Raw genomic sequence first — 24,905 nt, forward strand, 5'->3', positions numbered from 1 at the left:
CGGGCCGTGGAGGCCCGGGCCACACCCGAAGGTCGGCGAGGTGCGGGTCAGGGCAGCTGTGCCGCCCGTGCCTCGCGACGGTTGTCCCGGAAGTTGTTCACGCGGCGCGCCGTCGCGAACAGCGGGATGACCGCGCCCATGACCAGCTGGAGCGCGCAGCCGGTCTGCAGCAGGAGCTGGCCGCTGGGGGCGCCGAAGGCCCAGGCCGCCAGGAGGCCCATCGACAGGACGATCCAGGACAGCATCGCCACGGCGAGACGGCCCCGCGGCTTGGGGTACTCGACGCGGCTCACCATCAGCCACGCGGTGCCCAGGATCGCCATGAGCGTCGCCGCGAACGGCAGCTCCAGCAGGACGATCGCGACCACCGTCAGCGCGCCGAACGGTGAGGGCATGCCCTGGAACACGCCGTCCTTCATCGTCACGCAGGAGAACCTCGCCAGGCGCAGCACCACCGCCAGCAGCACCACGATCGCGCCGACCGCCGCCACCCGCTGGTGCGCGTCGTCGGCGACCATGCCGTAGACCAGGACGAAGTACGCCGGTGCCAGGCCGAAGCTGATCAGGTCGGAGAGGTTGTCCAGCTCGGCGCCCATGGGGGAGGAGCGCAGCTTGCGCGCCACCAGGCCGTCGAACAGGTCGAAGATCGCCGCGCAGAGCATCAGGATGACCGCCGTGGCCGCGCTGTGGCGGGCCATGCCGGTCTCCTGGCTGCCGGTGAGGTGCGGGATCAGGATGCCGGTGGTGGTGAAGTACACCGCCATGAAGCCGCACGTGGCGTTGCCGAGGGTGAGGGTGTCCGCTATCGACAGGCGCAGCGACAGCGGCATCTCCTCCTCTTCGTCCATCTCGTCGGCCTCCGGGACCCAGCCGGTCTTGGTGTCCGGATCAATCACGGTCAATGCGAGTCACCCCAGCCACGGTCTTCTGGCCGACCTCGACCGCGACCTCGACGCCCTCGGGGAGGTAGAGGTCCACGCGCGAGCCGAAGCGGATCAGGCCGATGCGCTCACCCTGCTCGACCTTGGTGCCCTGCGGCACGTACGGGACGATGCGGCGGGCCACCGCGCCGGCGATCTGGATCATCTCGATGTCGCCGAGCTCGGTGTCGAAGTGCCACACGACCCGCTCGTTGTTCTCGCTCTCCTTGTTGAACGCGGGAACGAAGCCGCCGGGGATGTGCTCGACCGACGTCACCGTGCCGGCCAGCGGCGCCCGGTTGACGTGGACGTTGAGCGGGCTCATGAAGATCGCGACGCGGGTGCGGCCGTCCTTCCACGGCATGATGCTCTGCACCACACCGTCGGCAGGCGAGATGACCCGGCCCTGGGCGATCTCGCGCTCGGGGTCGCGGAAGAACCACAGCATCCCCGCCGCGAGAGCGGTGGCGGGAACGGCGACGGCCTTGGCGGCACCCGAGCGGCGGGCGCGGAGCAGGCTGACGGCTGCGGTGGCGACGGTCGGCAGGAGCCACGGCGATGCTCCGCGCGCGAGGCGTACGCCGGCTCGGCTGTCGCGAGGTGCAGAGGTTTGGCTGTGGGGCATGGATGACCTTCGTAGCGGATGATGCCGCGCTTCGGCGGGGGACGGCGGCTTTCCGGCGATCGTAGCGGCTCGGAGCCATAACTGGGTAAGCCAGGAAGCCGAGTCGGCGGCCGAAGAGTGCTGACGGGGTGTGATCTTGTTCTCCAAGAAAACACCCCGTATCCGGACATCTAGCCCTGGAATCGATACTCTTCGAGCAGTCTCCGGCCGATGATCATTTTCTGGATCTCGGCGGTACCTTCACCGATCAGCAGCATCGGAGCCTCGCGGTAGAGGCGCTCGATCTCGTACTCCTTGGAGAAGCCGTAGCCGCCGTGGATCCGGAAGGCGTCCTCCACGACCTCCTTGCAGTACTCGGAGGCCAGGTACTTCGCCATACCGGCCTCCAGGTCGTTTCGTTCCCCGGAGTCCTTTTTGCGTGCTGCGTTGACCATCATCGCATGAGCGGCCTCGACCTTGGTAGCCATCTCCGCCAGCTTGAACTGGATGGCCTGGTGCTGGGCGATCGGTTTGCCGAAGGTGTGGCGCTGCTGCGCGTACTGGACCCCCAGTTCGAACGCACGCTGAGCGACGCCGCAGCCACGCGCCGCCACGTTGACGCGGCCGACCTCGACGCCGTCCATCATCTGGTAGAAGCCCCGGCCGGTGACCCCGCCGAGCACCCGGTCGGCGGGAATCCGCAGGCCATCCATGATGAGCTCGGTGGTGTCGACGCCCTTGTAGCCCATCTTCTCGATCTTGCCCGGGATGGTGAGGCCGGGGCGGACCTCGCCGAAGCCGGGCTCCTTCTCGACCAGGAAGGTGGTCATGGACTTGTGGGGCGCGGTGCCCTCCGGGTGACCTTCCTCACTCTTGACCAGGACGGCCACGAGGGAGGACGTTCCGCCGTTCGTCAGCCACATCTTCTGGCCGGTCAGGACGTACTCGTCGCCGTCCCTGACCGCCTTCGACGTGATGGCCGACACGTCGGAGCCCAGACCCGGCTCCGACATGGAGAAGGCGCCCCGGATGTCGCCGGCGGCCATCTTCGGCAGGAAGTAGTCCTTCTGCTCCTGCGTGCCGTGCTGCTTGAGCATGTACGCGACGATGAAGTGGGTGTTGATGATGCCGGACACCGACATCCACCCGCGGGCGATCTCCTCCACGCACAGCGCGTACGTCAGCAGGGACTCGCCCAGACCCCCGTACTCCTCGGGGATCATCAGACCGAACAGGCCCAGCTCCTTCAGGCCGTCCACGATCGCTTGCGGGTACTCGTCGCGGTGCTCCAGCTCGGTCGCGACGGGGATGATCTCCTTGTCCACGAAGTCCCGGACGGTGGAGAGGATCTCCTGCTGGACGTCGGTGAGGCCGTGGGTCTGGGCGAGGCGTCCCATCACTTCTCCTGCTGCTTCGGCTCGGGGCGGCCCGGCTGCTCGCCGCCGCGCTCCTTGATGTACGTCTCGGTCGGCACCATGACCTTGCGGCGGAACACGCACACCAGCGTGCCGTCCTGCTTGTAGCCCCTGGTCTCGACGTGGACGATGCCCCGGTCGTTCTTCGACTTCGACGGCCACTTGTCCAGCACGGTCGTCTCGCCGTAGATCGTGTCGCCGTGGAAGGTCGGCGCCACGTGCCTGAGCGACTCGATCTCCAGGTTGGCGATCGCCTTGCCGGAGATGTCCGGCACGGACATGCCGAGCAGCAGGGAGTAGACGTAGTTCCCGACGACGACGTTCTTGCCGAAGTCCGTCGTGTTCTCCGCATAGTGCGCGTCCATGTGGAGCGGGTGGTGGTTCATGGTGAGGAGACAGAACAGGTGGTCGTCGTACTCCGTGACCGTCTTGCCCGGCCAGTGCTTGTACGTCGCCCCGACCTCGAACTCCTCGTAGGTGCGTCCGAACTGCATGGCGCTCAGGCCTCCGGGATCTCGAACGTGCTGGTGCGCCGCATGCCGGCGGCACGGCCCTTGCCCGCGATGACCAGGGCCATCTTGCGGCTGGCCTCGTCGATCATCTCGTCGCCGAGCATCGCGGAGCCCTTCTTGCCGCCCGCCTCGGACGTGTAGTACTCGTACGCGTCCAGGATGAGCTCGGCGTGGTCGTAGTCCTCCTGGGAGGGCGAGAAGACCTCGTTGGCGGCGTCGACCTGGCCGGGGTGCAGCACCCACTTGCCGTCGAAGCCGAGCGCGGCGGCGCGGCCGGCGACCTCGCGGAAGCCGTCGACGTTGCGGATCTGCAGGTAGGGGCCGTCGATCGCCTGGAGGTCGTTGGCGCGGGCGGCCATCAGGATCTTCATCAGGATGTAGTGGTAGGCGTCCGCCGGGTAGCCCGGCGGCTGCTCGCCCACGACCAGCGACTTCATGTTGATGGAGGCCATGAAGTCGGCCGGGCCGAAGATGATCGTCTCGATGCGCGGGGAGGCCTGCGCGATCTCGTTGACGTTGTTCAGGCCCTGCGCGTTCTCGATCTGTGCCTCGATGCCGATACGCCCGACCTCGAAGCCCATCGTCTTCTCGATCTGGGTGAGCAGCAGGTCGAGGGCGACGATCTGCTGGGCGTTCTGGACCTTGGGCAGCATGATGCAGTCCAGGTTCGGGCCCGCGCCCTCGACGACCGTGACGACGTCGCGGTAGGTCCACTCGGTCGTCCAGTCGTTGACGCGCACCACCCGGGTCTTGCCCGTCCAGTCGCCCTCGTTGAGGAACTTGACGATGGTGTGCCGCGCCTCGGGCTTGGCGAGCGGCGCGCACGCGTCCTCCAGGTCGAGGAAGACCTGGTCCGCCGGGAGGCCCTGCGCCTTCTCCAGAAAGCGCGGGTTCGAGCCCGGTACGGCCAGGCAGGAGCGCCGCGGGCGAAGGCGGTTGACGGTGGTCATGCGGGGACCTCCAGGGGGTCGAGCTTGTTCGCGTGCCGGATCTCGTCGACGATGCGGCCGATGATTCCGGTGATGTCGAAGTCCTTCGGGGTGAAGACCGCGGCCACGCCCGCGGCCCGGAGCTGTTCGGCGTCGCCGCTGGGGATGATGCCACCTGCGATCACCGGTATATCTGTGGCACCGGCCACACGGAGGCGCTCCAGCACGTCCGGGACCAGCTGGGCGTGCGAGCCGGACAGGATCGACAGGCCGACCGCGTGCACGTCCTCGGCGAGGGCCGCGTCCACGATCTGTTCGGGCGTCAGGCGTATGCCCTGATAGACCACCTCGAAGCCGGCGTCACGCGCGCGTACGGCGATCTGCTCCGCGCCGTTGGAGTGGCCGTCCAGGCCCGGCTTGCCGACCAGGAAGCGCAGCTTGCCGACCCCGAGGTCCTTCGCGGTCAGGTCCACCTTCCGGCGCACCTCGGCGAGCTTGGAGCCCTCCTCGGCGGCGACGGCGACCGGGGCGGACGAGACTCCCGTGGGCGCCCGGAACTCGCCGAACACCTCGCGCAGGGCCCCGGCCCACTCGCCGGTCGTGACGCCGGCGCGGGCGCACTCCAAGGTGGCCTCCATGAGGTTCTCGGTGCCCCGGGCGGCCTCCTTCAGCCTCTCCAGCGCCTTGCAGGGGCGCGGGTGGTTGAAGGGCGGCTGGTAGCGGGTGTCGCGCCAGTGCTGGAGGGCGGCGATGACCCGGGCCTCGACCGCCGGGTCGACCGTCTGGATCGCGGTGTCCAGGTCGGCCGTCAGCGGGTTCGGCTCGGTCGACTCGAAGATGTTGACACCGACGATCTTCTCCTCGCCGGACTCGATCCGGGCCCGGCGCTCGGCGTGCGAGGCGACCAGCTGCGCCTTGAGGTAGCCGGACTCCACGGCGGCCATCGCGCCGCCCATCTCCTGGATGCGCTCGATCTCGGCGAGCGAGTCCTCGACGAGCTGGGAGACCTTCTCCTCGATGACCTTCGAGCCCTCGAAGATGTCCTCGTACTCCAGCAGGTCGCTCTCGTAGGCCAGCACCTGCTGGATGCGCAGGCTCCACTGCTGGTCCCAGGGGCGGGGCAGACCGAGGGCCTCGTTCCAGGCCGGCAGCTGCACGGCACGCGCGCGGGCGTCCTTGGAGAGGGTCACGGCCAGCATCTCCAGCACGATCCGCTGGACGTTGTTCTCCGGCTGCGCCTCGGTCAGGCCGAGGGAGTTGACCTGGACGCCGTAGCGGAAGCGACGGTGCTTGGGGTTCTCGATGCCGTACCGCTCCCGCGTGATCCGGTCCCAGATGCGGCCGAAGGCGCGCATCTTGCACATCTCCTCGATGAAGCGGACGCCCGCGTTCACGAAGAAGGAGATCCGGCCGACGACGTCGCCCATGCGCTCCTGCGGCACCTGGCCGGAGTCGCGCACGGCGTCGAGGACCGCGATGGCCGTGGACATCGCGTACGCGATCTCCTGGACCGGCGTGGCGCCCGCCTCCTGCAGGTGGTAGCTGCAGATGTTGATCGGGTTCCACTTCGGCATGTGGGAGACCGTGTACGCGATCATGTCCGTCGTCAGGCGGAGGGAGGGCCCCGGGGGGAACACATGGGTCCCCCGGGACAGGTACTCCTTGACGATGTCGTTCTGGGTCGTGCCCTGGAGCTTGGTGATGTCGGCGCCCTGCTCCTCCGCGACGACCTGGTAGAGCGCCAGCAGCCACATGGCCGTGGCGTTGATCGTCATCGAGGTGTTCATCTGCTCCAGGGGGATGTCCTGGAACAGCCGGCGCATGTCACCGAGGTGCGCGATGGGCACCCCGACCCGGCCGACCTCGCCGCGGGCGAGGATGTGGTCCGGGTCGTAGCCGGTCTGCGTCGGCAGGTCGAACGCCACCGACAGACCCGTCTGGCCCTTGGCGAGGTTGCGCCGGTACAGCTCGTTGGACGCCTCGGCCGTGGAGTGACCGGCGTACGTGCGCATCAGCCACGGCCGGTCCTTCTGACGCTCACTCATGCAGGCGCTCCTCAGATGTTCCGGAAGCGGTTGATGGCGTCGATGTGCTGGGCGCGCATCTCCTCGTCGCGCACGCCCAGGCCCTCCTCGGGGGCCAGGCACAGCACGCCGACCTTGCCCTGGTGGAGGTTGCGGTGCACGTCGTAGGCGGCCTGGCCGGTGTCCTCCAGGCTGTACGTCTTCGACAGCGTGGGGTGGATCCTGCCCTTGGCGATCAGGCGGTTGGCCTCGTAGGCCTCGCGGTAGTTGGCGAAGTGCGAGCCGATGATCCGCTTCAGGGACATCCACAGGTAGCGGTTGTCGTACTCGTGCATGTAGCCCGAGGTCGAGGCGCAGGTGGTGATGGTGCCGCCCTTGCGGGTGACGTACACGCTCGCGCCGAACGTCTCACGGCCGGGGTGCTCGAAGACGATGTCGATGTCCTCGCCGCCGGTGAGCTCGCGGATGCGCTTGCCGAAGCGCTTCCACTCCTTGGGGTCCTGGGTGTGCTCGTCCTTCCAGAACCGGTAGTCCTCGGCGGCGCGGTCGATGATCAGCTCGGCGCCCATCTTCCGGCAGATCTCCGCCTTCTGCGGCGAGGAGACGACACAGATCGGGGTGGCGCCGCCGGCGAGGGCGAACTGGGTGGCGTAGGAGCCGAGGCCGCCGCTCGCGCCCCAGATAAGGACGTTGTCGCCCTGCTTCATCGCCGCGCCGTTGCGGGAGACCAGCTGCCGGTAGGCGGTGGAGTTGACCAGGCCCGGCGCGGCGGCCTCCTCCCAGGTGAGGTGCTTGGGCTTCGGCATCAGCTGGTTGGTCTTCACCAGCGCGATCTCCGCCAGGCCGCCGAAGTTGGTCTCGAAGCCCCAGATGCGCTGCTCGGGGTCGAGCATGGTGTCGTCGTGGCCGTCGGGGGACTCCAGCTCGACGCTCAGGCAGTGCGCGACGACCTCGTCACCGGGCTGCCAGGCGTTGACGCCGGGGCCGGTGCGCAGGACGACGCCGGCCAGGTCGGAGCCGATGATGTGGTACGGCAGGTCGTGCCGCTTGGTGAGCGGGGAGAGCTTGCCGTAGCGCTCCAGGAAGGCGAACGTCGACACCGGCTCGAAGATCGAGGTCCACACCGAGTTGTAGTTGACCGAGGAGGCCATGACGGCCACCAGGGCCTCGCCCGGGCCCAGTTCGGGCACCGGGACCTCGTCCAGGTGGATCGACTTGCGGGGGTCCTTGTCGCGGGTCTCGAGGCCCGCGAACATCTCCGTCTCGTCCTTGTGCACGGTGATCGCGCGGTACGACTCGGGGAGCGGCAGGTTGGCGAAGTCGGCCGGGGTGGAGTCGGGCGACTGGATCGCGGCCAGGATGTCCTTCACGGTCACGGTGTTGCCTCCGGCGATGAGCGCCCTGAGGGAGGGGCGCTGAGGGTTACGTCGGTGCTGCTGAGGGTTCGCTGCTGGGTTCGGGATGTGCCGTCGGTTCGGCGGTGGTGCTTGTTCGGCAGCGCTTTGTGGCGCGGGAGGGTGCCTGTGACGCAGGCGTCCGGGACGCGCAGGCGGTGGGCTTGCTGGGACAACCGCCCGGACTCCCTCAACGTATGACACCCCGTGTCAGCTGGCAAGGCACTGAGTGCCAGAACTTGCTCTCAGATGAAATCTTTACGTAACAAATGAGCGATGATCGATCGAACAGGCGCGGAAATCTCCCAGAAAACGGCCCCTGACATGCCAAAACGGCCACCCGGGGCGGGTGGCCGTCGTCACAGAGAAGGGTGAGGTCAACGCTCCTTGAGGGCCTGTTCGATCGTGCGCATGACCTCGTCCAGCGGGGCGTCGGTGCGGGCGACGGTCACCAGTACCTCACCCTGCGCGGAGGCCGACGCCGCGGGCGGCCTTGGGGCCGCGGTGCGGCCGGCCATGATGCCCGTGCCGAAGGTCTTGCGGACGATGGCGAAGGCGTGGTCCAGCTGCGCCTCCACGTCCCCCTGGCCGCCGGCCCGCAGCCAGCGCCGCAGGACGTGGTTGTGGGCGGTGACCACGGCGGACGCGGCGACCTCCGCCAGCAGCGGGTCGTCGTTGGCGTCGTCGGCGTGTGCGTGCTCGTCGAAGTGGCCGAGCAGGTAGCGGGTGAACAGGCGCTCGTAGCGGGCCACCGACGCGATCTCCGCCTCCCGCAGGGCGGGGACCTCACGGGTGAGCTTGTAGCGGGCGACCGAGATCTCCGGCCGGGCCGCGTACATCTTCATGACTTCCTTGATGCCGCGGCACACCGTGTCGAGCGGATGCTCGTGTGCGGGCGCGGCGTTGAGCACCGCCTCGGCGCGGACCAGGGTGTCGTCGTGGTCGGGGAAGATCGCCTCTTCCTTGGAGCGGAAGTGGCGGAAGAAGGTGCGGCGGGCGACCCCGGCCGCCGCCGCGATCTCGTCGACGGTGGTCGCCTCGTACCCCTTGGTCGCGAACAGTTCCATCGCGGCGGCCGCCAGTTCACGGCGCATCTTGAGCCGCTGGGCGGCGGCGCGAGAGCCGGCGGCACTCTCCGGCGCGTCGGCCGAAACTGGTGTACGTGAGGACTTGGCGGGCTGGGACATGCCCCGAACGTACTGCATGTGCGCAGCTCGATGCGCATGCACCGGGTTTCCCCCGCCCTCAGAGGGCGGGGGAGGGGCGGCGGGGTCCAGCAGTCCGCCCCAGTCCTCGCGGACCTGGAACCGGTCGCCGGGGCGCTCAGCGCTTGGCATATTCGCGGAAGCCGCGGCCGGTCTTACGGCCGAGGCAGCCCGCGGCCACCAGGTGCTCCAGCAGCGGAGCCGGGGCCAGCCCCGGGTCGCGGAACTCGCGGTGCAGCACCTTCTCGATGGCCAGCGACACATCCAGCCCGACGACGTCCAGCAGCTCGAAGGGGCCCATCGGGTAGCCGCCGCCCAGCTTCATCGCCGCGTCGATGTCGTCCAGGGTCGCGTAGTGCTCCTGGACCATCTTGACGGCGTTGTTGAGGTAGGGGAACAGCAGCGCGTTCACGATGAATCCGGCCCGGTCGCCGCAGTCGACGGCGTGCTTCCTGATCTTGAGGCAGACCTCGCGGACGGTGGCGTGGACGTCGTCGGCGGTGAGCACCGTACGGACCACCTCGACCAGCTTCATGGCCGGCGCCGGGTTGAAGAAGTGCATGCCGATCACGTCCTGCGGCCGCGAGGTGGCGCGGGCGCAGGCGACGACCGGGAGGGAGGAGGTGGTGGTGGCCAGCACCGCGCCCGGCTTGCAGACCTTGTCCAGCGTGGCGAACAGCTGCCGCTTGACCTCCAGGTCCTCGGCGACGGCCTCCACGGCCAGGTCCACGTCGGCGAAGTCGTCGTACGTCCCCGTCGGCGTGATCCGGTCCAGGGTCTGCGCGGCGGCCTCGGCGGTCAGCCGGCCCTTGTCGACCGAGCGGGCCAGGGACGTGCCGATGCGGGCCTTGGCGGTCTGGGCCTTCTCCGCGCTGCGGGCGGCGAGGACGACGTCGTAGCCGGCCTTGGCGAAGACCTCGGCGATGCCCGAGGCCATGGTGCCGGAGCCCGCGACACCGACCGACCGGACCGGGCGCCCCGGGACCAGGCCGCCGCCCTCCAGCGGGGTGAGCGCGTCCCGCACGACGGTGCCGCTGCCCGGCGCCTCGTACGTGTAGAAGCCGCGCCCGGCCTTGCGGCCCGTCAGACCCGCCTCGCTGAGCTGCCTGAGGACCGGGGCCGGGGCGTGCAGCCGGTCGCCGGAGGCGGCGTACATGGCCTCCAGCACCGTGCGGGCGGTGTCGATGCCGATCAGGTCCAGCAGGGCCAGCGGGCCCATCGGCAGGCCGCAGCCCAGCCGCATCGCGGCGTCGATGTCCTCGCGGGAGGCGTACTTGGCCTCGTACATCGCGGCGGCCTGGTTGAGGTAGCCGAACAGCAGCCCGTCGGCGACGAAGCCGGGCCGGTCGCCGACCGCGACGGGCTCCTTGCCGAGGTCCAGGGCGAGGTCGGTGACGGCGGTGACGGCCGCCGGGGCCGTCAGCACCGAGGAGACGATCTCGACCAGCCGCATCTTCGGGGCCGGGTTGAAGAAGTGCATCCCCAGCACCCGCTCCGGGCGGGCCGAGTCGGCGGCCAGGCGGGTCACGGACAGGGCGTTGGTGCCGGTCGCCAGGATCGTCCCGGGCCGCACGATGCCGTCCAGTTCCCGGAAGATCTGGTGCTTGATCTCGTACGACTCCGGCGCCACCTCGATGACGAGGTCCGCGTCGGCCGCGGCCCGCAGGTCGGTGGAGGTGCGCACCCGGGCGAGGGCGTCCGCGCGCTCCCGCTCGGTGAGCCGGCCGCGCTCCACGGCGCGGGCGGTGGAGGCCTCCAGGGCGGCGACGCACTTCGCGGCCTGGGCCTCGCTGATGTCGATGCCGACGACGTCGCGGCCGGCCGTGGCCAGGACCTCGGCGATGCCGGTGCCCATCGTGCCGAGGCCGACGACGGCGATGGTCTGCAGCGGGGACAGGGACGTGTCGGACTGGGGAGTGGCCATCGCGGGACTCCAGGGATGAGGGTGGGTGACGACGGGGAACGCGCCCGGTGCGCCGGAGAGTTCGGCGGTGCCGAAGCCAGGGCGCACCGGGGTGCGTGCTCAAGTGCGGGTGTGAGCCGGGCTGCGAGCGCACACGCCCGGTGCCGTCCCTGCACCCCCCGCCCGGCGCGGCCGGGCGACAGGGGAGGGCGCACACGCCCTTCGGGAACGGCGGGGTCCGACCGGCCCTGTCCCGGGGCCGAGCCGTACTGCGGTACCTGCTGTACCGAACCGACTGCTCTCACGGCGGCCGCGTCACCAGACCACCGCGAGGGGAAGCGAGTGGGTAACTCGCTCGTCTGAGCTTAACCCGCGGGTAACGAGCGCGCCAGACCCCGGTGTTTGTGATGTACGTCCCGGGCGGGCGGCGCCGCCTCTAATCTCGGTGTCATGGACGAAGAGTTGCGATCACTCACGGAGCGCTTACGGGCGGAGGCGGGGGGAGGCCCGGAGTTCGACCGTCTCGCGGCGACCGAGGACCCGGACGCCCTGGCGGCGGTGCTCACGGAGCCCGGACAGCCGCTGTGGGCCCGGGAGCTGGCCGCGTTCCGGCTGGGAGTCGCGGGGGACCGGCGGGCCTTCGAGTCGCTGGTCCTGCTGCTGAACCACCGCGATCCACCGCGCTGCGCCTCCGCCGCCCACGCCCTGGCCCGGCTCGGCGACCCGCGCACCGCCCGGGCGGCCGCCGCCCTCGCCACGAACGAACTGCGGGTCGCCTACGCCCTGCACCCGGTGCGCCTCCTGGTGGAGCTGCGCGCCCCGGAGTCCGTACCCGCGCTGATCACCACGCTGGAGCGGCGGCTGCGCCCGCACGACCCGTACCGCCGCGTGGCCCTGGCCTGTGTGGAGGGGCTCGGCGCGCTGGGGGACGCCCGGGCCAGGCCCGTCCTGACGCAGGCCCTGGCCCATCCGGCGCTGGCGCAGGCGGCGGTGCGCGCGCTGGGGCGGATTCCCGGGCAGCAGGGACGCGGTCAGCCCGACAGCTCCCGCACGTAACGGACTTCCGGCACCCTCGCGCCCCCGGCCTCGAACGACTCCTCACGGCCGTCCGCGCGGAAGCCGGACCGCTCGTAGAAGCGGCGGGCCCGGGTGTTGCCCTGGAGCACCCACAGGAACACGCGGTCATGGCCGGCGGCGGCACACCGCCGCACGGACTCCTGGAGCAGCAGCCGTCCGGTGCCGCCGCCGCAGCGCGCCGGGTGGACGTAGAGCGCGTACAACTCGGCGTGCTCGGTGGGGGTCTCGCCGTCCCGGTAGGGGCCGTACGCCGCCCAGCCGACGACCTCGCCGTCCTTCTCTGCCACCAGATTCACCACGCTGCCGTCGCCCTCGGCGAGCAGCGCGCGGCGCTGCTCGGCGTCCTCGGCCACGCTGAGGTCGTCGAGGCAGGGCTGCGGTATCAGCCCCCGGTAGGCGCTCTGCCAGCCGCGGACGCGGATCTCGGCGACCCGGTCGCAGTCGGCGAGCGTCATCTCCCGCACCCGAAGCCCCGTCATGCCGGCACCACCGCGAACGCCTCGATCTCCATCAGGAACTCCGGCCGCACCAGCCCGGCGACCTGCACCGCCGAGGCGGCCGGCAGGCGGTCCTCGGGCAGGTGCGCGGCGCGGGCCGCGCGGATGGCGGGCAGGTGGGCCATGTCCGTGACGAAGTAGGTGAGCTTGACGACGTCGTCGAAGGTGGCCCCGGCGGCCGCCAGGCAGCGCCGGAGGTTCTCGAAGACCTGACGGGCCTGCGCCGCCGGGTCGCCCGCCCCGACGAGCCGGCCGTCCTCGTCCAGGGCGAGCTGGCCGGAGACGGCGACGAAACGGCCGGTGCCCAGCACGACGTGGCTGTACTGGGTGGCGGGGGCGACGCCCTCGGGCGCGGGAATCCTGGTCAGCTCGCTCATGCGCCCATGATGGACCACGGGTGTGACAACGCCCGCCTCGCACAGGCTCGTTCGGGTCCGCTGCTCGCTCGGTCCGCTACAGGAGCGAGAGCTGGGTCGGTCCGGGCGCCGGGGGTTCCACCGGGTCCGGCGCCGGCGTCCGGTGCGGCATGGCGGTGCGCTTCGGGCCGATGCCGTACTCCTGGGCCAGGTCGTGGACCTGGCGGGTGATGCGGCGCTGGTACCACTTCGGGGCGTAGGCGCCCGCCGCGTACAGCCGCTCGTACCGCGGCACCAGGTGCGGATGGTGCTGCCGGAGCCAGGCCATGAACCACTCGCGGGCCCCGGGCCGCAGATGCAGGACCAGCGGGGTGACGGACGTGGCGCCCGAGGCGGCGATCGCCCGTACGGTGTCCCGCAGGTGGGCCGGGTCGTCGCTGAGGAACGGGATCACCGGCGCCATCAGCACACCGCAGCCGATGCCGTGCTCGGCGAAGGCGCGCACCACCTCCAGGCGGCGCTCCGGCGCCGGCGTGCCCGGCTCGACGGTGCGCCACAGCCCGGGGTCGGTGAAGCCGACCGAGACGGCGATGCCGACGTCGGTGACCTCGGCGGCCTGCCGGATCAGGTCCAGGTCGCGCAGGATCAGCGTGCCCTTGGTGAGGATGGAGAAGGGGTTCGCGTGGTCGCGCAGCGCCGCGATGATGCCGGGCATCAGCCGGTAGCGGCCCTCCGCGCGCTGGTAGCAGTCCACGTTGGTGCCCATGGCGATGTGCTCGCCGCGCCAGCGGTGTGAGGCGAGCTGCCGGCGCAGCAGCTCGGGGGCGTTCACCTTGACGACGATCTGGGTGTCGAAGCCGATCCCCGTGTCGAGGTCGAGGTAGCTGTGCGTCTTGCGGGCGAAGCAGTACACACACGCGTGCGTGCACCCCCGGTAGGGGTTGACCGTCCACTCGAACGGCATGTGCGAGGCGCCCGGCACCCGGTTGACGATCGACCGGGCGTGCACCTCGTGGAACGTGATCCCGCGGAACTCCGGCGTGTCGAACGTCCGGGTGACGACCGTCTCCGCGCCGAACAGCGCGGGGTCGGCCCGGCCGTCGCCGGAGTCCAGAGTGAGGTTGTCCCAGCGCATGACGCCTCCTCGGTAGCACTGACCGCATAATAGAACACCTGTTCCCTTGATCGCGCGTGCGCGTTCCTGATCGGTTCGGGCCCCCCAATTTGGGACGCCGGGGACTGGGGTGGTTGGCTTTTCCCCACCCTGAGAACCCATGTCCTGGAGGAACCCGATGGCGCAGGTCGAGGCCACTACGGAGCGGATCGTCGCGGCGGACGCGGAGACGGTGTTCGACGCCCTTGCCGACTACAGCGGCACGCGCCCGAAGCTGCTGCCCGAGCACTTCAGCGAGTACGAGGTGCGCGAGGGCGGCGACGGCGAGGGCACCCTCGTCCACTGGAAGCTCCAGGCCACCAGCAAGCGCGTGCGCGACTGCCTGATGGAGGTCAGCGAGCCCACCGACGGCGAACTCGTCGAGAAGGACCGCAACTCCTCCATGGTGACCACCTGGCGGGTCACCCCGGCCGGGGACGGCAGGAGCCGGGTCGTGGTCACCACCACGTGGAAGGGCGCAGGCGGCATCGGCGGTTTCTTCGAGAAGACCTTCGCACCCAAGGGCCTCGGCCGGATCTACGACGCGATGCTCGCCAGGCTGGCCGCCGAGGTCGAGAAGTAACCCCCCAGGCGGCAGGGCCCGTTGACCGCCTCACCGGTTCGGGTGATCCCTTAGTGCCGCCGCCGCGTGCCGTAACTCGTCGCGCTTGCTCGTAGTTGTCGCTTTACGCAGGTTTGCGTGTCAGGCGTGCGGCGGCGCGACGAGGGGAGCGGTACGTGGGCGGGATCACTCTGGTGCACGACGAACCGGCCGAGGCGCCCCCGCAGCACCCCGCCCCGGCAGCCGGGCCGGCCGCCGGACCGAGCCCGCGCCGCGTCCGGTGGGTCGTCCTCGGACTGATGCCGGCGCTGCTGCTCGCCGCCCTCGAGCAGATGATCGTCGCCACCGCGCTGCCGAAGATCGTCGGCGAGCTGCACGGCCTGGACCGGATGTCCTGGGCGATCACCGCCTACCTGCTCACCTCCACCGTCGCCCTGCCGGTCTACGGCAAGCTCGGCGACCTGCTCGGCCGCAAGGGCGTCTTCCAGTTCGCGATGGTCGTCTTCGTCGCCGGCTCCGCCCTGGCCGGCCGGGCGCAGACCATGGACCAGCTCATCGCCTGCCGCGCCCTGCAGGGCGTCGGCGCCGGCGGCCTGCTGATCGGCGTCCAGACGATCATCGCGGACCTCGTGCCGGCCCGGCGGCGGGGACGGTACATGGGGCTGATCGGCGCCGCGTTCGGCCTGGCCTCCGTGGCCGGTCCGCTGCTCGGCGGCTTCTTCACCGACCACCTGTCCTGGCGCTGGTGCTTCTACGTCAACGTCCCGTTCGGCCTGCTCAGCCTCGCCGTCGTCGCCGTCGTGCTGGAACTGCCGAAGCCGGCGGCGAAGCCGCGTTTCGACGTCCTCGGCTCGCTGCTGCTCGCCGCAGCCTCCACCTGCCTGGTCCTGCTGACCAGCTGGGGCGGCACCGCGTACGCCTGGGACTCGCGCGTCGTCCTGGGACTCGGCGCCGGCGCGGCGCTCGCCACCGTCCTCTTCCTCCTCGCCGAGCGCTTCGCCGCCGAACCCCTCATCCCGCTCCGGCTGTTCAAGGACCCGGTCTTCGTCGTCACCGGCCTGGTGGGCCTGGTCACCGGCGTCGCCCTGTTCGGCGCCGCCAGCTACCTGCCGACCTACCTGCAGATGGCCGACGGGGCCTCCGCCACCGAGTCGGGGCTGCTCATGCTCCCGATGATGGGCGGCATCGTCGGCGCCTCCGTCCTCTCCGGACAGCTCATCAGCCACACCGGCCGCTACAAGCTGCACCCCATCCTCGGCGCGGCGCTGTCCGTCCTCGGCATGTGGCTGCTGTCCCGCCTGGAACCCGGCACGCCCCGGCTGCACTCCGGGATCTGGATGGCCGTCCTCGGCGCGGGCATCGGCCTGGTGATGCCGGTCCTCGTCCTCGCCGTGCAGAACTCCGTACGCCCCGCCGACCTCGGCACCGCCACCAGCGCCGGCAACTACTTCCGGCAGATCGGCGGCAGCGTCGGCGCGGCCCTCTTCGGCGCCCTCCTCGCCGACCGGCTCGCCCGCGCCCTGCCCGAGCACCTCCCCCAGGGCGCGGGGGCGGCGCCGCCCGACCTCGCGTCGATCACCCCGCAGAGGCTGCACGCCCTGCCGCCCGCCCTGCGCGACGGCTACATCCAGGCCTACGCCGACGTGATGCCCCGCATCTTCCTCGCCCTGGTGCCGGTGCTGGCCCTGGGCCTGCTCCTGGCCTTCTTCCTCAAGGAGAAACCCCTGGTGCCCCACCCCGCCGCCACCGCCGGCGCCGTCCCCGAGACCGCGCCGATGCCGCAGGGCGGTACACCCCCCACCGACGGGGCGCCCCTACGGGGCACGGTGCGGCACCCCGACGACACCGCCGTCCCCGGCGCCGCCCTCACGCTCATCGACGTCACCGGCCGGCAGCTCGGGCGGAGTGCGAGCGGCCAGGACGGCCGGTACACGCTGGCGACGCCCGGGGCGGGGGCGTACGTCCTGATCGCCGCGGCGGGCGGCCACCAGCCGCAGGCGGTCTCCGTGACCGTCGGCGAGCGGCCCGTCGAGCTGGACATCGTCCTCGGCGGCGCGGGACACCTGACGGGCACCGTGGTCACCGCCGGCCGCGGTCCCGTGCGGGACGCCACCGTCACCCTCACCGACATCCGCGGCGAGGTGGTCGCCACCACCCGCACCGGCCGGGACGGCGACTACGCCCTCACCGGCCTGGTGGCCGGCGAGTACACCCTCGCCGCCGGCGCGCCCGCCTTCCGCCCGGCCGCGCTCCCCGTCACCCTCCAGGCCGGCCGGGAGACCCGGCAGGACATCGAGCTGTCGGTCGGCGCCGTGCTGCGCGGCACCGTTCGGACGGGTGGCGGACGGCCCGTGGAGGACGCGCGCGTGACCCTGCTCGACATCGGCGGCAACGTCGTCGACACGCTCACCACCGGGCCCGACGGCACGTTCCGCTTCGCCGACCTGGCCTGCGGCGAGTACACCGTCATCGCCGCGGGGTACCCGCCCGTCGCCACCGTGCTCCAGGTCACCGGGGGCGCGCGCACCGAGCGGGACCTCCGGCTCGGGCACGAGGACTGAGACGGCGCGTGCGCACCGCACCGACGCTGCCGTGCCCCGGCAGTTCCCGCGTTGCCGCACATCACGAGCGGCGCCGGCCGTACCGTGGTGACGGCGGCACAGATCTTGCCCAGCCGTGCGGAGAAAGGGCCTGACGCCATGAACCGTGGCACCGACAGGGACGTTCTTCCGAGCCGCGGAGCGGGGGACGGCACGGCGACCGGACCCGCCGGACGCATTCCGCTGGCCGTGGTCGTGGTGGACCGTCAGGGCCTGATCTCCCACTGGAGCAGCGGCGCACGGCGGCTGTTCGGCGTCGCCAGGCAGGAGGCGATCGGCCGGCCCGCCGTCGACCTGCTGCCCGTCACCGGGATGCTGCCCGAGGACACCGGCCCGGAGGCGGCGTACGACGGGCCCGGGCCCGACCTGGAGGCGTCGCTCGACGCGGGGCTGTCCTACCCGGCCGCGGGCCGGGCCCGCCTCGCGGCCGCCGGACGGGACCGCGTGGACGTGCTGTGGTGGGCCTACCCGCTGCTCGGCCCGGGCCCGAAGCGGCTGCTCGTCCTGGCCGCCGACGCCCACGCGCTGCACGGCGGGCAGGAACCGGCCGCCGAGCGCATCACACCCGGCTTCGCCCCGCACACCGACTTCCCCGGCGCCGACGCCCTCGCCCGCGCACTGCCCGAGATCCTGCCCCACATGAGCGTCGGGGAGAGCACCGGCATCGTCACGCAGGTCCTCGAACTGGGCTACCCGGTCCTGGAGTGCAGCCGGCACGACCGGGTGCCCGTCACCCCCGACTGGGGCGTGCCCCGGCGCGCCGAGCGGCAGGCCCGCCGGGACCGCATCGCCCGGGCACGGGCGGCCGGCGAACCCCTGCCGGAGGAACTCGGCGACGACGAGGGCGAGGACCTCGAGCACGCCGCCGTCCGCGAACGCCTGGAGTTCCTCAACGAGGTCAGCTCGAAGATCGGCACCTCGCTGGACCTGGCGCAGACCATCACCGAGGTCAGCAGGGCCGTCGTCCCGCGCTTCACCGACGTGGCCTGCACCTACCTGCGCGAACAGGTCGTCGCCGGGGAGGAGTTCCGCGACGGCGTGCCGGACACCACCACCCTGTGGCACCGCGTCGCCCTGGAACACACCGACGAACCGGGCCGCTGGGAGGACGTCGTGCCGGTCGGGGAGGCCATGCCGTTCCCGGCGGACACGCCGTTCTTCCAGTGCATGAGCACCGGCGAGCCCGTCGTCGTCCCGCGCGTCACCGAGGAGATGGGGCACGCCATCGCCGCGCAGTTCGACAAGCGCGACATCCGGCCCCTGATCACCCACCGCTCCCTGCTGATCGTGCCGTTGAAGGCGCGCAACGTGGTGCTCGGCTTCATGGCCCTGATGCGCCACCCCGAACGCCCCGAGTTCAACGACATGGACCGGGTCACCGGCGCCGAACTCGCCGCCCGCGCGGGCCTCGTGCTCGACAACGCGCGCATGTACACCTACCAGGAGAACGTCGCCGAGACGCTCCAGGACAGCATGCTGCCGCGGATCCCGGCCCGCAGGGCGGGCTGCGACATCGCCACCCGCTACCTGCCGGGCACCCGGCGGGGCCGGGTCGGCGGCGACTGGTTCGACTCGGTGAAACTGCCCGGCGCCCGCACCGCTCTCGTCGTCGGCGACGTGATGGGCCACGGCCTCAACTCCGCCGCCATGATGGGCCAGCTGCGCACCGCCGTGCAGACCATGGCCGCCCTCGACCTGCCGCCCGCGCAACTGCTGCGCACCCTCGACGACCTCGCCCAGCGGCTCGGCGACACCTACCTCGCGACCTGCCTGTACGCCGTGTACGACCCCATCGCGGGCGACCTCCGCCTCGCCAACGCCGGGCACATCCCGCCCGTCCTGGTGCGTGCCGAGGACGGCCGCAGCGAGCTGCTCGACCTGCCCACGGGTGCGCCCGTCGGCGTCGGGGGAGTGCCGTTCGAGGCGGTACGCGTGCCGGTGCGGCCCGGCGACCGGCTGGTGATGTGCACCGACGGGCTGGTGGAGGTGCGCGGTGAGGACATCGGCGTCGGCCTCGCCACCCTGTGCGCGTCGGCCGCCCATCCGGCCGCGTCCATGGACGACGCCTGCGACACGATCATCCGTGCCCTGGCCGCCCGGGGCGGCCGCAAGGACGACGTGGCCCTGCTGATGGCCCGCCTGAACGGCATCGCGCCCGGCGACGTCGCCGAGTGGCACCTCGGCCTGAGTCCCGCCGAGGCCGGCCGGGCCCGCGCGCTGGTCAGCGAGCAGGTGCGGGCCTGGGGGCTGGACACGCTGGCGCCGAGCGCCGAGCTGCTGGTCAGCGAACTGGTCACCAACGCCGTACGGCACTCCCACAGCCGCCCTGTGGCCCTGCGGCTGGTGCGCGGCGACACCCTGCTGTGCGAGGTGGAGGACGACGAGCACGAGCTGCCGACGCTGCGGAGCGCGGGCCCGGCGGACGAGGCCGGACGCGGGCTGCTGGTGGTCAGCACCCTCGCCCAGGCGTGGGGAACCAGCCGGACGAAGGCGGGCAAGAGCGTCTGGTGCGAACTGGCCCTGCCGCGGCGCTGACCGCGGGGGCCGCCGCCCGAGGCCGGGACCGCGGCCCGGCCGCCGCAGGGTGTCCGCCGGACAGCGGCCGCTGTCGGCGCGTACCGTGAGACGGCATGAAGATTCTCATCAGCGCCGACATGGAGGGCGCCACCGGCGTCACCTGGCCGGCCGACGTGCTGCCGGGGACACCGCAGTGGGAGCGCTGCCGGGGGATGTTCACCTCGGACGTCGACGCGGCCGTGCTGGGCTTCCTCGACGGCGGCGCCGACGAGATCCTCGTCAACGAGGCGCACTCGACCATGCGCAACCTGCTGCTGGAGCGGCTGGACGAACGGGCGCAGATGCTCACCGGACGGCACAAGGCGCTGTCCATGGTGGAGGGCGTGCAGCACGGCGACGTGGACGGTGTCGCCTTCGTCGGCTACCACGCGGGCGCCGGCATGGAGGGCGTCCTCGCGCACACCTACCTCGCGAACTCCATCACCGGAGTGTGGCTGAACGACGTACGGGCGAGCGAGGGGCTGCTCAACGCGCGCGTGGCCGCCGAGTTCGGGGTGCCCGTCGTGCTCGTCACCGGCGACGACGTGGCCTGCGAGGACGCGCTCGGGTACGCGCCCGAGGCGCTGAAGGTCGCGGTCAAGGACCATGTGTCGCGGTACGCCGCCGTGTGCCGGACGCCCGCCCGGACCGCCGCCGAGATCCGCGCGGCGGCGAAGCAGGCCGCCGCCCTGGCGGTACGGCACGAGGCCGTCGCCGCGGGGCCGTTCACCGTCGCCGTGGAGTTCGACGCCGAGCATCTGGCCCTGGCCGCCACCGTCGTGCCGGGTGTGGAGCGGATCGGGGAGCGGAAGGTGTCGTACACGACCGGCACCATGTACGAGGGCATCCGCACCTTCAAGGCGGTCACGACGATCGTCTCGGCCGCGGTGGAGGAGGAGTATGGCTGAGCAGCTGGACGAGCGGGCACGGGAGGAGGTGGTGAGGTTCACCTCCGACCTGATCCGCATCGACACCACGAACCGGGGCGGCGGCGACTGCCGGGAGCGGCCCGCCGCCGAGTACGCCGCCGCTCGGCTCGCCGAGGCGGGGCTCGAGCCGGTGCTGCTGGAGCGCACCCCGGGGCGGACCAACGTCGTCGCCCGCGTCGAGGGCAGTGACCCCTCGGCCGACGCGCTGCTGCTGCACGGCCACCTGGACGTCGTGCCCGCCGAGGCCGCGGACTGGAGCGTGCACCCGTTCTCCGGGGAGGTCCGCGACGGGGTGGTGTGGGGGCGCGGCGCCGTCGACATGAAGAACATGGACGCGATGATCCTCGCCGTGGTGCGGGCCTGGCGGCGCCTCGGCCTGAAGCCGCGTCGGGACGTCGTCGTCGCCTTCACCGCCGACGAGGAGGCCAGCGCCGAGGACGGCTCCGGCTTCCTCGCCGACACCCACCCCGAGCTGTTCGAGGGCTGCACCGAGGGCGTCAGCGAGTCCGGCGCCTTCACCTTCCACGACGGCGAGGGACGGCAGATCTACCCGATCGCCGCGGGCGAGCGCGGCACCGCCTGGCTGAAGCTCACCGCGCGCGGACGGGCCGGGCACGGCTCCAAGGTGAACCGGGACAACGCCGTGACCCGGCTCGCGGCGGCCGTCACCCGGATCGGCGAGCACGAGTGGCCGCTGCGGCTCACCCCGACCGTACGAGCCGCCCTGACCGCACTCGCCGCCCTGTACGGCATCGACACCGACCTGGCCGACACCGACGCGCTGCTGGACAAGCTCGGCCCGGCCGCGCGGCTCGTCGAGGCCACCGTCCGCAACAGCGCCAACCCCACCGTGCTGGACGCCGGTTACAAGATCAACGTGATCCCGGGGGAGGCGGTGGCCTACGTCGACGGGCGGTACCTGCCCGGCTGCGAGGACGAGTTCCGCGCCACCCTCGACCGGCTCACCGGGCCGGACGTCACGTGGGAGTTCCAGCACCGCGAGGTGGCCCTGCAGGCACCGGTGGACTCGCCGACGTTCGCGCGAATGCGGGCGGCCGTCGAGGAGTTCGCGCCCGAGGGACACGTGGTGCCGTACTGCATGTCCGGCGGCACCGACGCCAAGCAGTTCTCGCGGCTCGGCATCACCGGCTACGGCTTCACACCGCTGAAGCTGCCGGAGGGCTTCGACTACGGAGCCCTCTTCCACGGCGTCGACGAGCGCGTGCCCGTTCAGGCGCTGCACTTCGGCGTCCAGGTGCTCGACCGGTTCCTGCGGACGGCGTAGAGGAGGGGACAGGTGCGAACCCTGCCGTACGGTGCGTGGCCCTCGCCCATCGACGCGGCCCTGGCCGCCTCCCGCGACGGGGCCCCGGAGTTCGTGGGCTTCGTCGGCGACGAGGTGTGGTGGACCGAGGCCCGGCCCGCCGAGGACGGCCGGCGCACCCTCGTGCGGCGCCGCGCCGACGGCACCGAGGAGACCGTGCTGCCCGCGCCGTGGAACGTGCGCAGCCGGGTCATCGAGTACGGCGGGCAGCCCTGGGCCGGGACCGTCGTGGACGGCGCACCGCTGGTGGTGTTCACGCACTTCGCCGACCAGCGGCTGTACCGGTGGCAGCCGGGGGGCGAGCCGCGCCCGCTCACCCCGCTGTCCCCGGTGGGCGGCGGCCTGCGCTGGGCCGAGCCGCTGCTGCGCCCGGAGCGCGGCGAGGTGTGGTGCGTGCTGGAGGAGTTCACCGGCGACGGCCCCTGCGACGTGCGCCGCGTCCTGGCCGCCGTACCGCTGGACGGCTCCGCCGCCCAGGACCGGGACGCCGTACGTGAACTCACCGACGCCCGGCACCGGTTCGTCACCGGCCCCCGGCTCTCCCCGGACGGCCTCCGCGCCGCCTGGCTCGCCTGGGACCATCCGCGCATGCCCTGGGACGGCACAGAGCTGGTCGTCGCCGACGTGGGCGAGGACGGCACCCTGCGCGGGGCGCGCACGGTGGCCGGCGGACCCGAGGAGTCCCTCGCCCAGGCCGACTGGTCGGCGGACGGCCGTCTGCTGTACGTGAGCGACCGTACGGGCTGGTGGAACCTCTACCGCGACGGCGACCTCCTGTGCGGCCGGGAGGAGGAGTTCGGCGGGCCGCTGTGGCAGCTCGGCCTGCGCTGGTTCGCGCCGCTGGACAGCGGACTGGTCGCCGTCGTGCACGGCCGGGGGACGACCCTCCTGGGCATCCTGGACCCCGAGACCGGCGAGGTCGTCGACGCGGCCGGGCCCTGGACCGAGTTCGCGCCCACCCTCGCGGCGCACGGCGACCGGGTGGCCGCCGTGGGCGCCAGCCCGCGCAGCGCGTACGAGGTGGTCGAACTCGACGCCCGGACCGGCCACGCCCGGGTGATCGGCGCCGAGCACGACGACGTCGTGGACCCCGCGTACTACCCCGAACCGCAGATCCGCACCTTCACGGGCCCCGACGGCCGCGAGATCCACGCCCACCTCTACCCGCCGCACCACCCCGCGTGCGTCGCCCCCGGCGACGAGCTGCCGCCGTACGTCGTCCGGGCGCACGGCGGGCCCACCGGCCGGGCGCCGCTCGTGCTCGACCTGGAGATCGCCTACTTCACCTCCCGCGGCATCGGCGTGGCCGAGGTCGACTACGGCGGCTCCACCGGGTACGGCCGGGAGTACCGCGACCGGCTGCGCGAACAGTGGGGCGTGGTCGACGTCGAGGACTGCGCCGCCGTCGCCCGCGCCCTGGCCGACGAGGGCACCGCCGACCCGGCCCGGCTCGCCGTGCGGGGCGGCAGCGCGGGCGGCTGGACTGCCGCCGCCTCCCTCGTCACCACCGACGTCTACGTCTGCGGCATCATCAAGTACCCCGTCCTCGACCTCACCGGCTGGGCGTCGGGGGAGACCCACGACTTCGAGTCGCACTACCTGGAGAGCCTCATCGGGCCGCTCGCCGAGGTGCCCGCCCGCTACACCGAGCGCTCGCCCCTCACCCACGCCGACCGGCTGACCAGACCCTTCCTGCTGCTGCAGGGCCTGGACGACGTGATCTGCCCGCCCGCCCAGTGCGAGCGGTTCCTGGCCCGGCTCGCGGGCCGGCGGGTGCCGCACGCCTACCTGACCTTCGCGGGGGAGGGGCACGGGTTCCGGCGGGCCGCGACCATGGTGCGCGCCCTGGAGGCCGAACTCTCCCTGTACGCCCAGGTGTTCGGGCTCAATCCGCCGGGCGTGCCCACTTTGGAGCTGACGAAGTGAGACCTCTCGTCCGGCCGTCCCGGCTCGCCCCCGGCGCCCGGGTGGCCGTCGTCGCGCCCAGCGGTCCGGTGCCCGAGGAGCGGCTCGAGGCCGGGCTCGACGTGCTGCGCGGCTGGGACCTGGACCCGGTGGTGGGACGCCACGTACGGGACCGGCACCCGCAGCTGGGCTATCTGGCGGGCACGGACGCCGACCGGGCCGCCGACCTGCAGAACGCCTGGTGCGACCCGTCCGTCGACGCGGTGTGGTGCGCCCGGGGCGGATACGGGGCGCAGCGGATCGTCGACCTGCTCGACTGGGCGGCGATGCGGGCGGCGGGGCCGAAGGTGTTCGTGGGCTTCAGCGACATCACCGTCCTGCACCAGGCCTTCGCCACCCGGCTGGGCCTGGTCACGCTGCACGGGCCCGCCGCCGCGGGCGTCGACTTCGTCAAGAACGCGCGGACGCAGGACCATGTGCGGGCCACCCTGTTCGCGCCGGAGTCGGTACGGACCCTCACCGCCGTCCCGCCGGGCGGCACCGCCCTGGTGCCGGGACGTGCCCGGGGCGTCACGCTGGGCGGCTGCCTGAGCCTGCTCGCCACCGACCTCGGCACGCCGCACGCCCGCCCGAGCGCCCGGGGCGGGCTGCTGCTGATGGAGGACGTCGGCGAGAGCGCGTACCGCGTGGACCGGTACCTGACCCACCTGCTGCGCACCGGCTGGCTGGACGGGGTCGCCGGGATCGCGCTCGGGTCGTGGCAGGGCTGCGGGCCGTACGAGCAGGTGCGCGCGGTGTTCGCCGACCGGCTCGGCGGTCTCGGCGTGCCGGTGGTGGAGCAGTTCGGCTTCGGGCACTGCGACGGCGCGTCGACCGTGCCGTTCGGCGTGGCGGCCGAACTGGACGCCGGCACCGGCACGTTGACGCTGGACGAGCCGGCCCTGCGCTGAGCCGGCCGCGCGGGAGGCGCATGGACCACCGCGTCGACGCGATGGTGCCGATGATCACCTGGCACGATCTGGCGTACTCCCTCGCCCCCG

The 24,905-nt window shown here is 72.1% G+C and carries 20 protein-coding genes; 8 read left to right on the plus strand and 12 right to left on the minus strand.

Annotated features, from left to right (window positions below; translation table 11 throughout):
- Positions 1-47: 47 nt before the first annotated feature.
- The 9 genes from pssA to AB0K80_RS28470 form a co-directional block, all read right to left on the minus strand.
- Positions 48-848, minus strand: a complete 801-nt coding sequence (pssA, locus tag AB0K80_RS28430; RefSeq protein WP_365674596.1) for a CDP-diacylglycerol--serine O-phosphatidyltransferase — start codon at positions 846-848, stop codon at positions 48-50.
- Between the two features lie 40 nt (positions 849-888).
- Positions 889-1,545: a phosphatidylserine decarboxylase gene (locus AB0K80_RS28435; protein WP_365674471.1), complete on the minus strand. Its 657-nt coding sequence runs from the start codon at positions 1,543-1,545 to the stop codon at positions 889-891.
- A 170-nt stretch (positions 1,546-1,715) separates the two neighbouring features.
- On the minus strand, positions 1,716-2,921 hold the full coding sequence (locus tag AB0K80_RS28440; RefSeq protein ID WP_365674473.1) for an acyl-CoA dehydrogenase family protein: 1,206 nt from the start codon (positions 2,919-2,921) through the stop codon (positions 1,716-1,718).
- Positions 2,921-3,433 (minus strand): MaoC family dehydratase, encoded by a 513-nt coding sequence (locus AB0K80_RS28445; RefSeq protein ID WP_365674475.1) that lies wholly within the window; start codon positions 3,431-3,433, stop codon positions 2,921-2,923. The genes AB0K80_RS28440 and AB0K80_RS28445 overlap by 1 nt, the downstream gene beginning before the upstream one ends.
- Positions 3,434-3,438: 5 nt before the next feature.
- The gene (locus AB0K80_RS28450) at positions 3,439-4,401 is read right to left on the minus strand and encodes a CoA ester lyase (protein WP_365674476.1); all 963 of its coding nucleotides are present in this window, start codon (positions 4,399-4,401) and stop codon (positions 3,439-3,441) included.
- Positions 4,398-6,425 carry a protein meaA gene (locus AB0K80_RS28455; RefSeq protein ID WP_365674479.1) on the minus strand — a complete coding sequence of 676 codons (2,028 nt, stop codon included), beginning with the start codon at positions 6,423-6,425 and terminating at the stop codon, positions 4,398-4,400. Before AB0K80_RS28455 ends, AB0K80_RS28450 begins: the two co-directional genes overlap by 4 nt.
- A gap of 11 nt (positions 6,426-6,436) precedes the next feature.
- Positions 6,437-7,774, minus strand: a complete 1,338-nt coding sequence (gene ccrA, locus AB0K80_RS28460; protein WP_365674598.1) for a crotonyl-CoA carboxylase/reductase — start codon at positions 7,772-7,774, stop codon at positions 6,437-6,439.
- A gap of 401 nt (positions 7,775-8,175) precedes the next feature.
- Positions 8,176-8,985, minus strand: a complete 810-nt coding sequence (locus AB0K80_RS28465; RefSeq protein ID WP_365674481.1) for a TetR family transcriptional regulator — start codon at positions 8,983-8,985, stop codon at positions 8,176-8,178.
- Positions 8,986-9,121: 136 nt separating this feature from the next.
- Positions 9,122-10,927 (minus strand): 3-hydroxyacyl-CoA dehydrogenase family protein, encoded by a 1,806-nt coding sequence (locus AB0K80_RS28470; RefSeq protein WP_365674484.1) that lies wholly within the window; start codon positions 10,925-10,927, stop codon positions 9,122-9,124.
- Positions 10,928-11,356: 429 nt separating this feature from the next.
- On the opposite strand from AB0K80_RS28470, the gene AB0K80_RS28475 reads away from it, so the two are divergent.
- Positions 11,357-11,962: an adenylosuccinate lyase gene (locus tag AB0K80_RS28475; protein ID WP_365674486.1), complete on the plus strand. Its 606-nt coding sequence runs from the start codon at positions 11,357-11,359 to the stop codon at positions 11,960-11,962.
- Here the strand turns inward: AB0K80_RS28475 and AB0K80_RS28480 are convergent.
- The 3 genes from AB0K80_RS28480 to AB0K80_RS28490 all read right to left on the minus strand — a co-directional run bounded on the left by AB0K80_RS28480 (position 11,938) and on the right by AB0K80_RS28490 (position 13,971).
- Entirely contained in the window at positions 11,938-12,462 is a 525-nt protein-coding gene (locus tag AB0K80_RS28480; RefSeq protein ID WP_365674488.1) for a GNAT family N-acetyltransferase, read from the minus strand. The two genes, AB0K80_RS28475 and AB0K80_RS28480, sit on opposite strands and share 25 nt — an antisense overlap.
- Complete coding sequence (locus tag AB0K80_RS28485; protein ID WP_365674490.1) at positions 12,459-12,857, minus strand: RidA family protein; 399 nt, start codon at positions 12,855-12,857, stop codon at positions 12,459-12,461. The genes AB0K80_RS28480 and AB0K80_RS28485 overlap by 4 nt, the downstream gene beginning before the upstream one ends.
- Positions 12,858-12,933: 76 nt before the next feature.
- Positions 12,934-13,971, minus strand: a complete 1,038-nt coding sequence (locus AB0K80_RS28490) for an Rv2578c family radical SAM protein (RefSeq protein ID WP_365674491.1) — start codon at positions 13,969-13,971, stop codon at positions 12,934-12,936.
- A gap of 157 nt (positions 13,972-14,128) precedes the next feature.
- Here AB0K80_RS28490 and AB0K80_RS28495 point away from each other — a divergent pair, with 157 nt between their 5' ends.
- The 7 genes from AB0K80_RS28495 (at position 14,129) to AB0K80_RS28525 (ending at position 24,815) form a co-directional block, all read left to right on the plus strand.
- On the plus strand, positions 14,129-14,572 hold the full coding sequence (locus AB0K80_RS28495; RefSeq protein WP_365674599.1) for an SRPBCC family protein: 444 nt from the start codon (positions 14,129-14,131) through the stop codon (positions 14,570-14,572).
- Between the two features lie 155 nt (positions 14,573-14,727).
- A complete protein-coding gene (locus AB0K80_RS28500) occupies positions 14,728-17,112 on the plus strand; it encodes an MFS transporter (RefSeq protein WP_365674494.1) in 2,385 nt (794 codons plus the stop codon).
- 138 nt (positions 17,113-17,250) lie between these two features.
- On the plus strand, positions 17,251-19,686 hold the full coding sequence (locus AB0K80_RS28505) for a SpoIIE family protein phosphatase (protein WP_365674497.1): 2,436 nt from the start codon (positions 17,251-17,253) through the stop codon (positions 19,684-19,686).
- A gap of 95 nt (positions 19,687-19,781) precedes the next feature.
- The gene (locus AB0K80_RS28510; protein ID WP_365674500.1) at positions 19,782-20,615 is read left to right on the plus strand and encodes a M55 family metallopeptidase; all 834 of its coding nucleotides are present in this window, start codon (positions 19,782-19,784) and stop codon (positions 20,613-20,615) included.
- Positions 20,608-21,921, plus strand: a complete 1,314-nt coding sequence (locus AB0K80_RS28515; protein WP_365674502.1) for a M20/M25/M40 family metallo-hydrolase — start codon at positions 20,608-20,610, stop codon at positions 21,919-21,921. The genes AB0K80_RS28510 and AB0K80_RS28515 overlap by 8 nt, the downstream gene beginning before the upstream one ends.
- Positions 21,922-21,933: 12 nt before the next feature.
- A complete protein-coding gene (locus AB0K80_RS28520) occupies positions 21,934-23,886 on the plus strand; it encodes a prolyl oligopeptidase family serine peptidase (protein ID WP_365674505.1) in 1,953 nt (650 codons plus the stop codon).
- Entirely contained in the window at positions 23,883-24,815 is a 933-nt protein-coding gene (locus AB0K80_RS28525) for an LD-carboxypeptidase (protein WP_365674507.1), read from the plus strand. Before AB0K80_RS28520 ends, AB0K80_RS28525 begins: the two co-directional genes overlap by 4 nt.
- Positions 24,816-24,905: the final 90 nt, after the last annotated feature.

The sequence above is a fragment of the Streptomyces sp. NPDC052682 genome (genome assembly GCF_040678435.1).
In the GTDB taxonomy this organism is placed as follows: domain Bacteria; phylum Actinomycetota; class Actinomycetes; order Streptomycetales; family Streptomycetaceae; genus Streptomyces.

Bases quoted from the DNA above. Each gene is read 5' to 3' on its own strand.
- pssA (WP_365674596.1), bottom strand. From the start codon at position 848: ATGGACGAAGAGGAGGAGATGCCGCTGTCGCTGCGCCTGTCGATAGCG.
- AB0K80_RS28435 (WP_365674471.1), bottom strand. From the start codon at position 1,545: ATGCCCCACAGCCAAACCTCTGCACCTCGCGACAGCCGAGCCGGCGTA.
- AB0K80_RS28440 (WP_365674473.1), bottom strand. From the start codon at position 2,921: ATGGGACGCCTCGCCCAGACCCACGGCCTCACCGACGTCCAGCAGGAG.
- AB0K80_RS28445 (WP_365674475.1), bottom strand. From the start codon at position 3,433: ATGCAGTTCGGACGCACCTACGAGGAGTTCGAGGTCGGGGCGACGTAC.
- AB0K80_RS28450 (WP_365674476.1), bottom strand. From the start codon at position 4,401: ATGACCACCGTCAACCGCCTTCGCCCGCGGCGCTCCTGCCTGGCCGTA.
- AB0K80_RS28455 (WP_365674479.1), bottom strand. From the start codon at position 6,425: ATGAGTGAGCGTCAGAAGGACCGGCCGTGGCTGATGCGCACGTACGCC.
- AB0K80_RS28465 (WP_365674481.1), bottom strand. From the start codon at position 8,985: ATGTCCCAGCCCGCCAAGTCCTCACGTACACCAGTTTCGGCCGACGCG.
- AB0K80_RS28470 (WP_365674484.1), bottom strand. From the start codon at position 10,927: ATGGCCACTCCCCAGTCCGACACGTCCCTGTCCCCGCTGCAGACCATC.
- AB0K80_RS28475 (WP_365674486.1), top strand. From the start codon at position 11,357: ATGGACGAAGAGTTGCGATCACTCACGGAGCGCTTACGGGCGGAGGCG.
- AB0K80_RS28480 (WP_365674488.1), bottom strand. From the start codon at position 12,462: ATGACGGGGCTTCGGGTGCGGGAGATGACGCTCGCCGACTGCGACCGG.
- AB0K80_RS28485 (WP_365674490.1), bottom strand. From the start codon at position 12,857: ATGAGCGAGCTGACCAGGATTCCCGCGCCCGAGGGCGTCGCCCCCGCC.
- AB0K80_RS28490 (WP_365674491.1), bottom strand. From the start codon at position 13,971: ATGCGCTGGGACAACCTCACTCTGGACTCCGGCGACGGCCGGGCCGAC.
- AB0K80_RS28495 (WP_365674599.1), top strand. From the start codon at position 14,129: ATGGCGCAGGTCGAGGCCACTACGGAGCGGATCGTCGCGGCGGACGCG.
- AB0K80_RS28505 (WP_365674497.1), top strand. From the start codon at position 17,251: ATGAACCGTGGCACCGACAGGGACGTTCTTCCGAGCCGCGGAGCGGGG.
- AB0K80_RS28510 (WP_365674500.1), top strand. From the start codon at position 19,782: ATGAAGATTCTCATCAGCGCCGACATGGAGGGCGCCACCGGCGTCACC.
- AB0K80_RS28515 (WP_365674502.1), top strand. From the start codon at position 20,608: ATGGCTGAGCAGCTGGACGAGCGGGCACGGGAGGAGGTGGTGAGGTTC.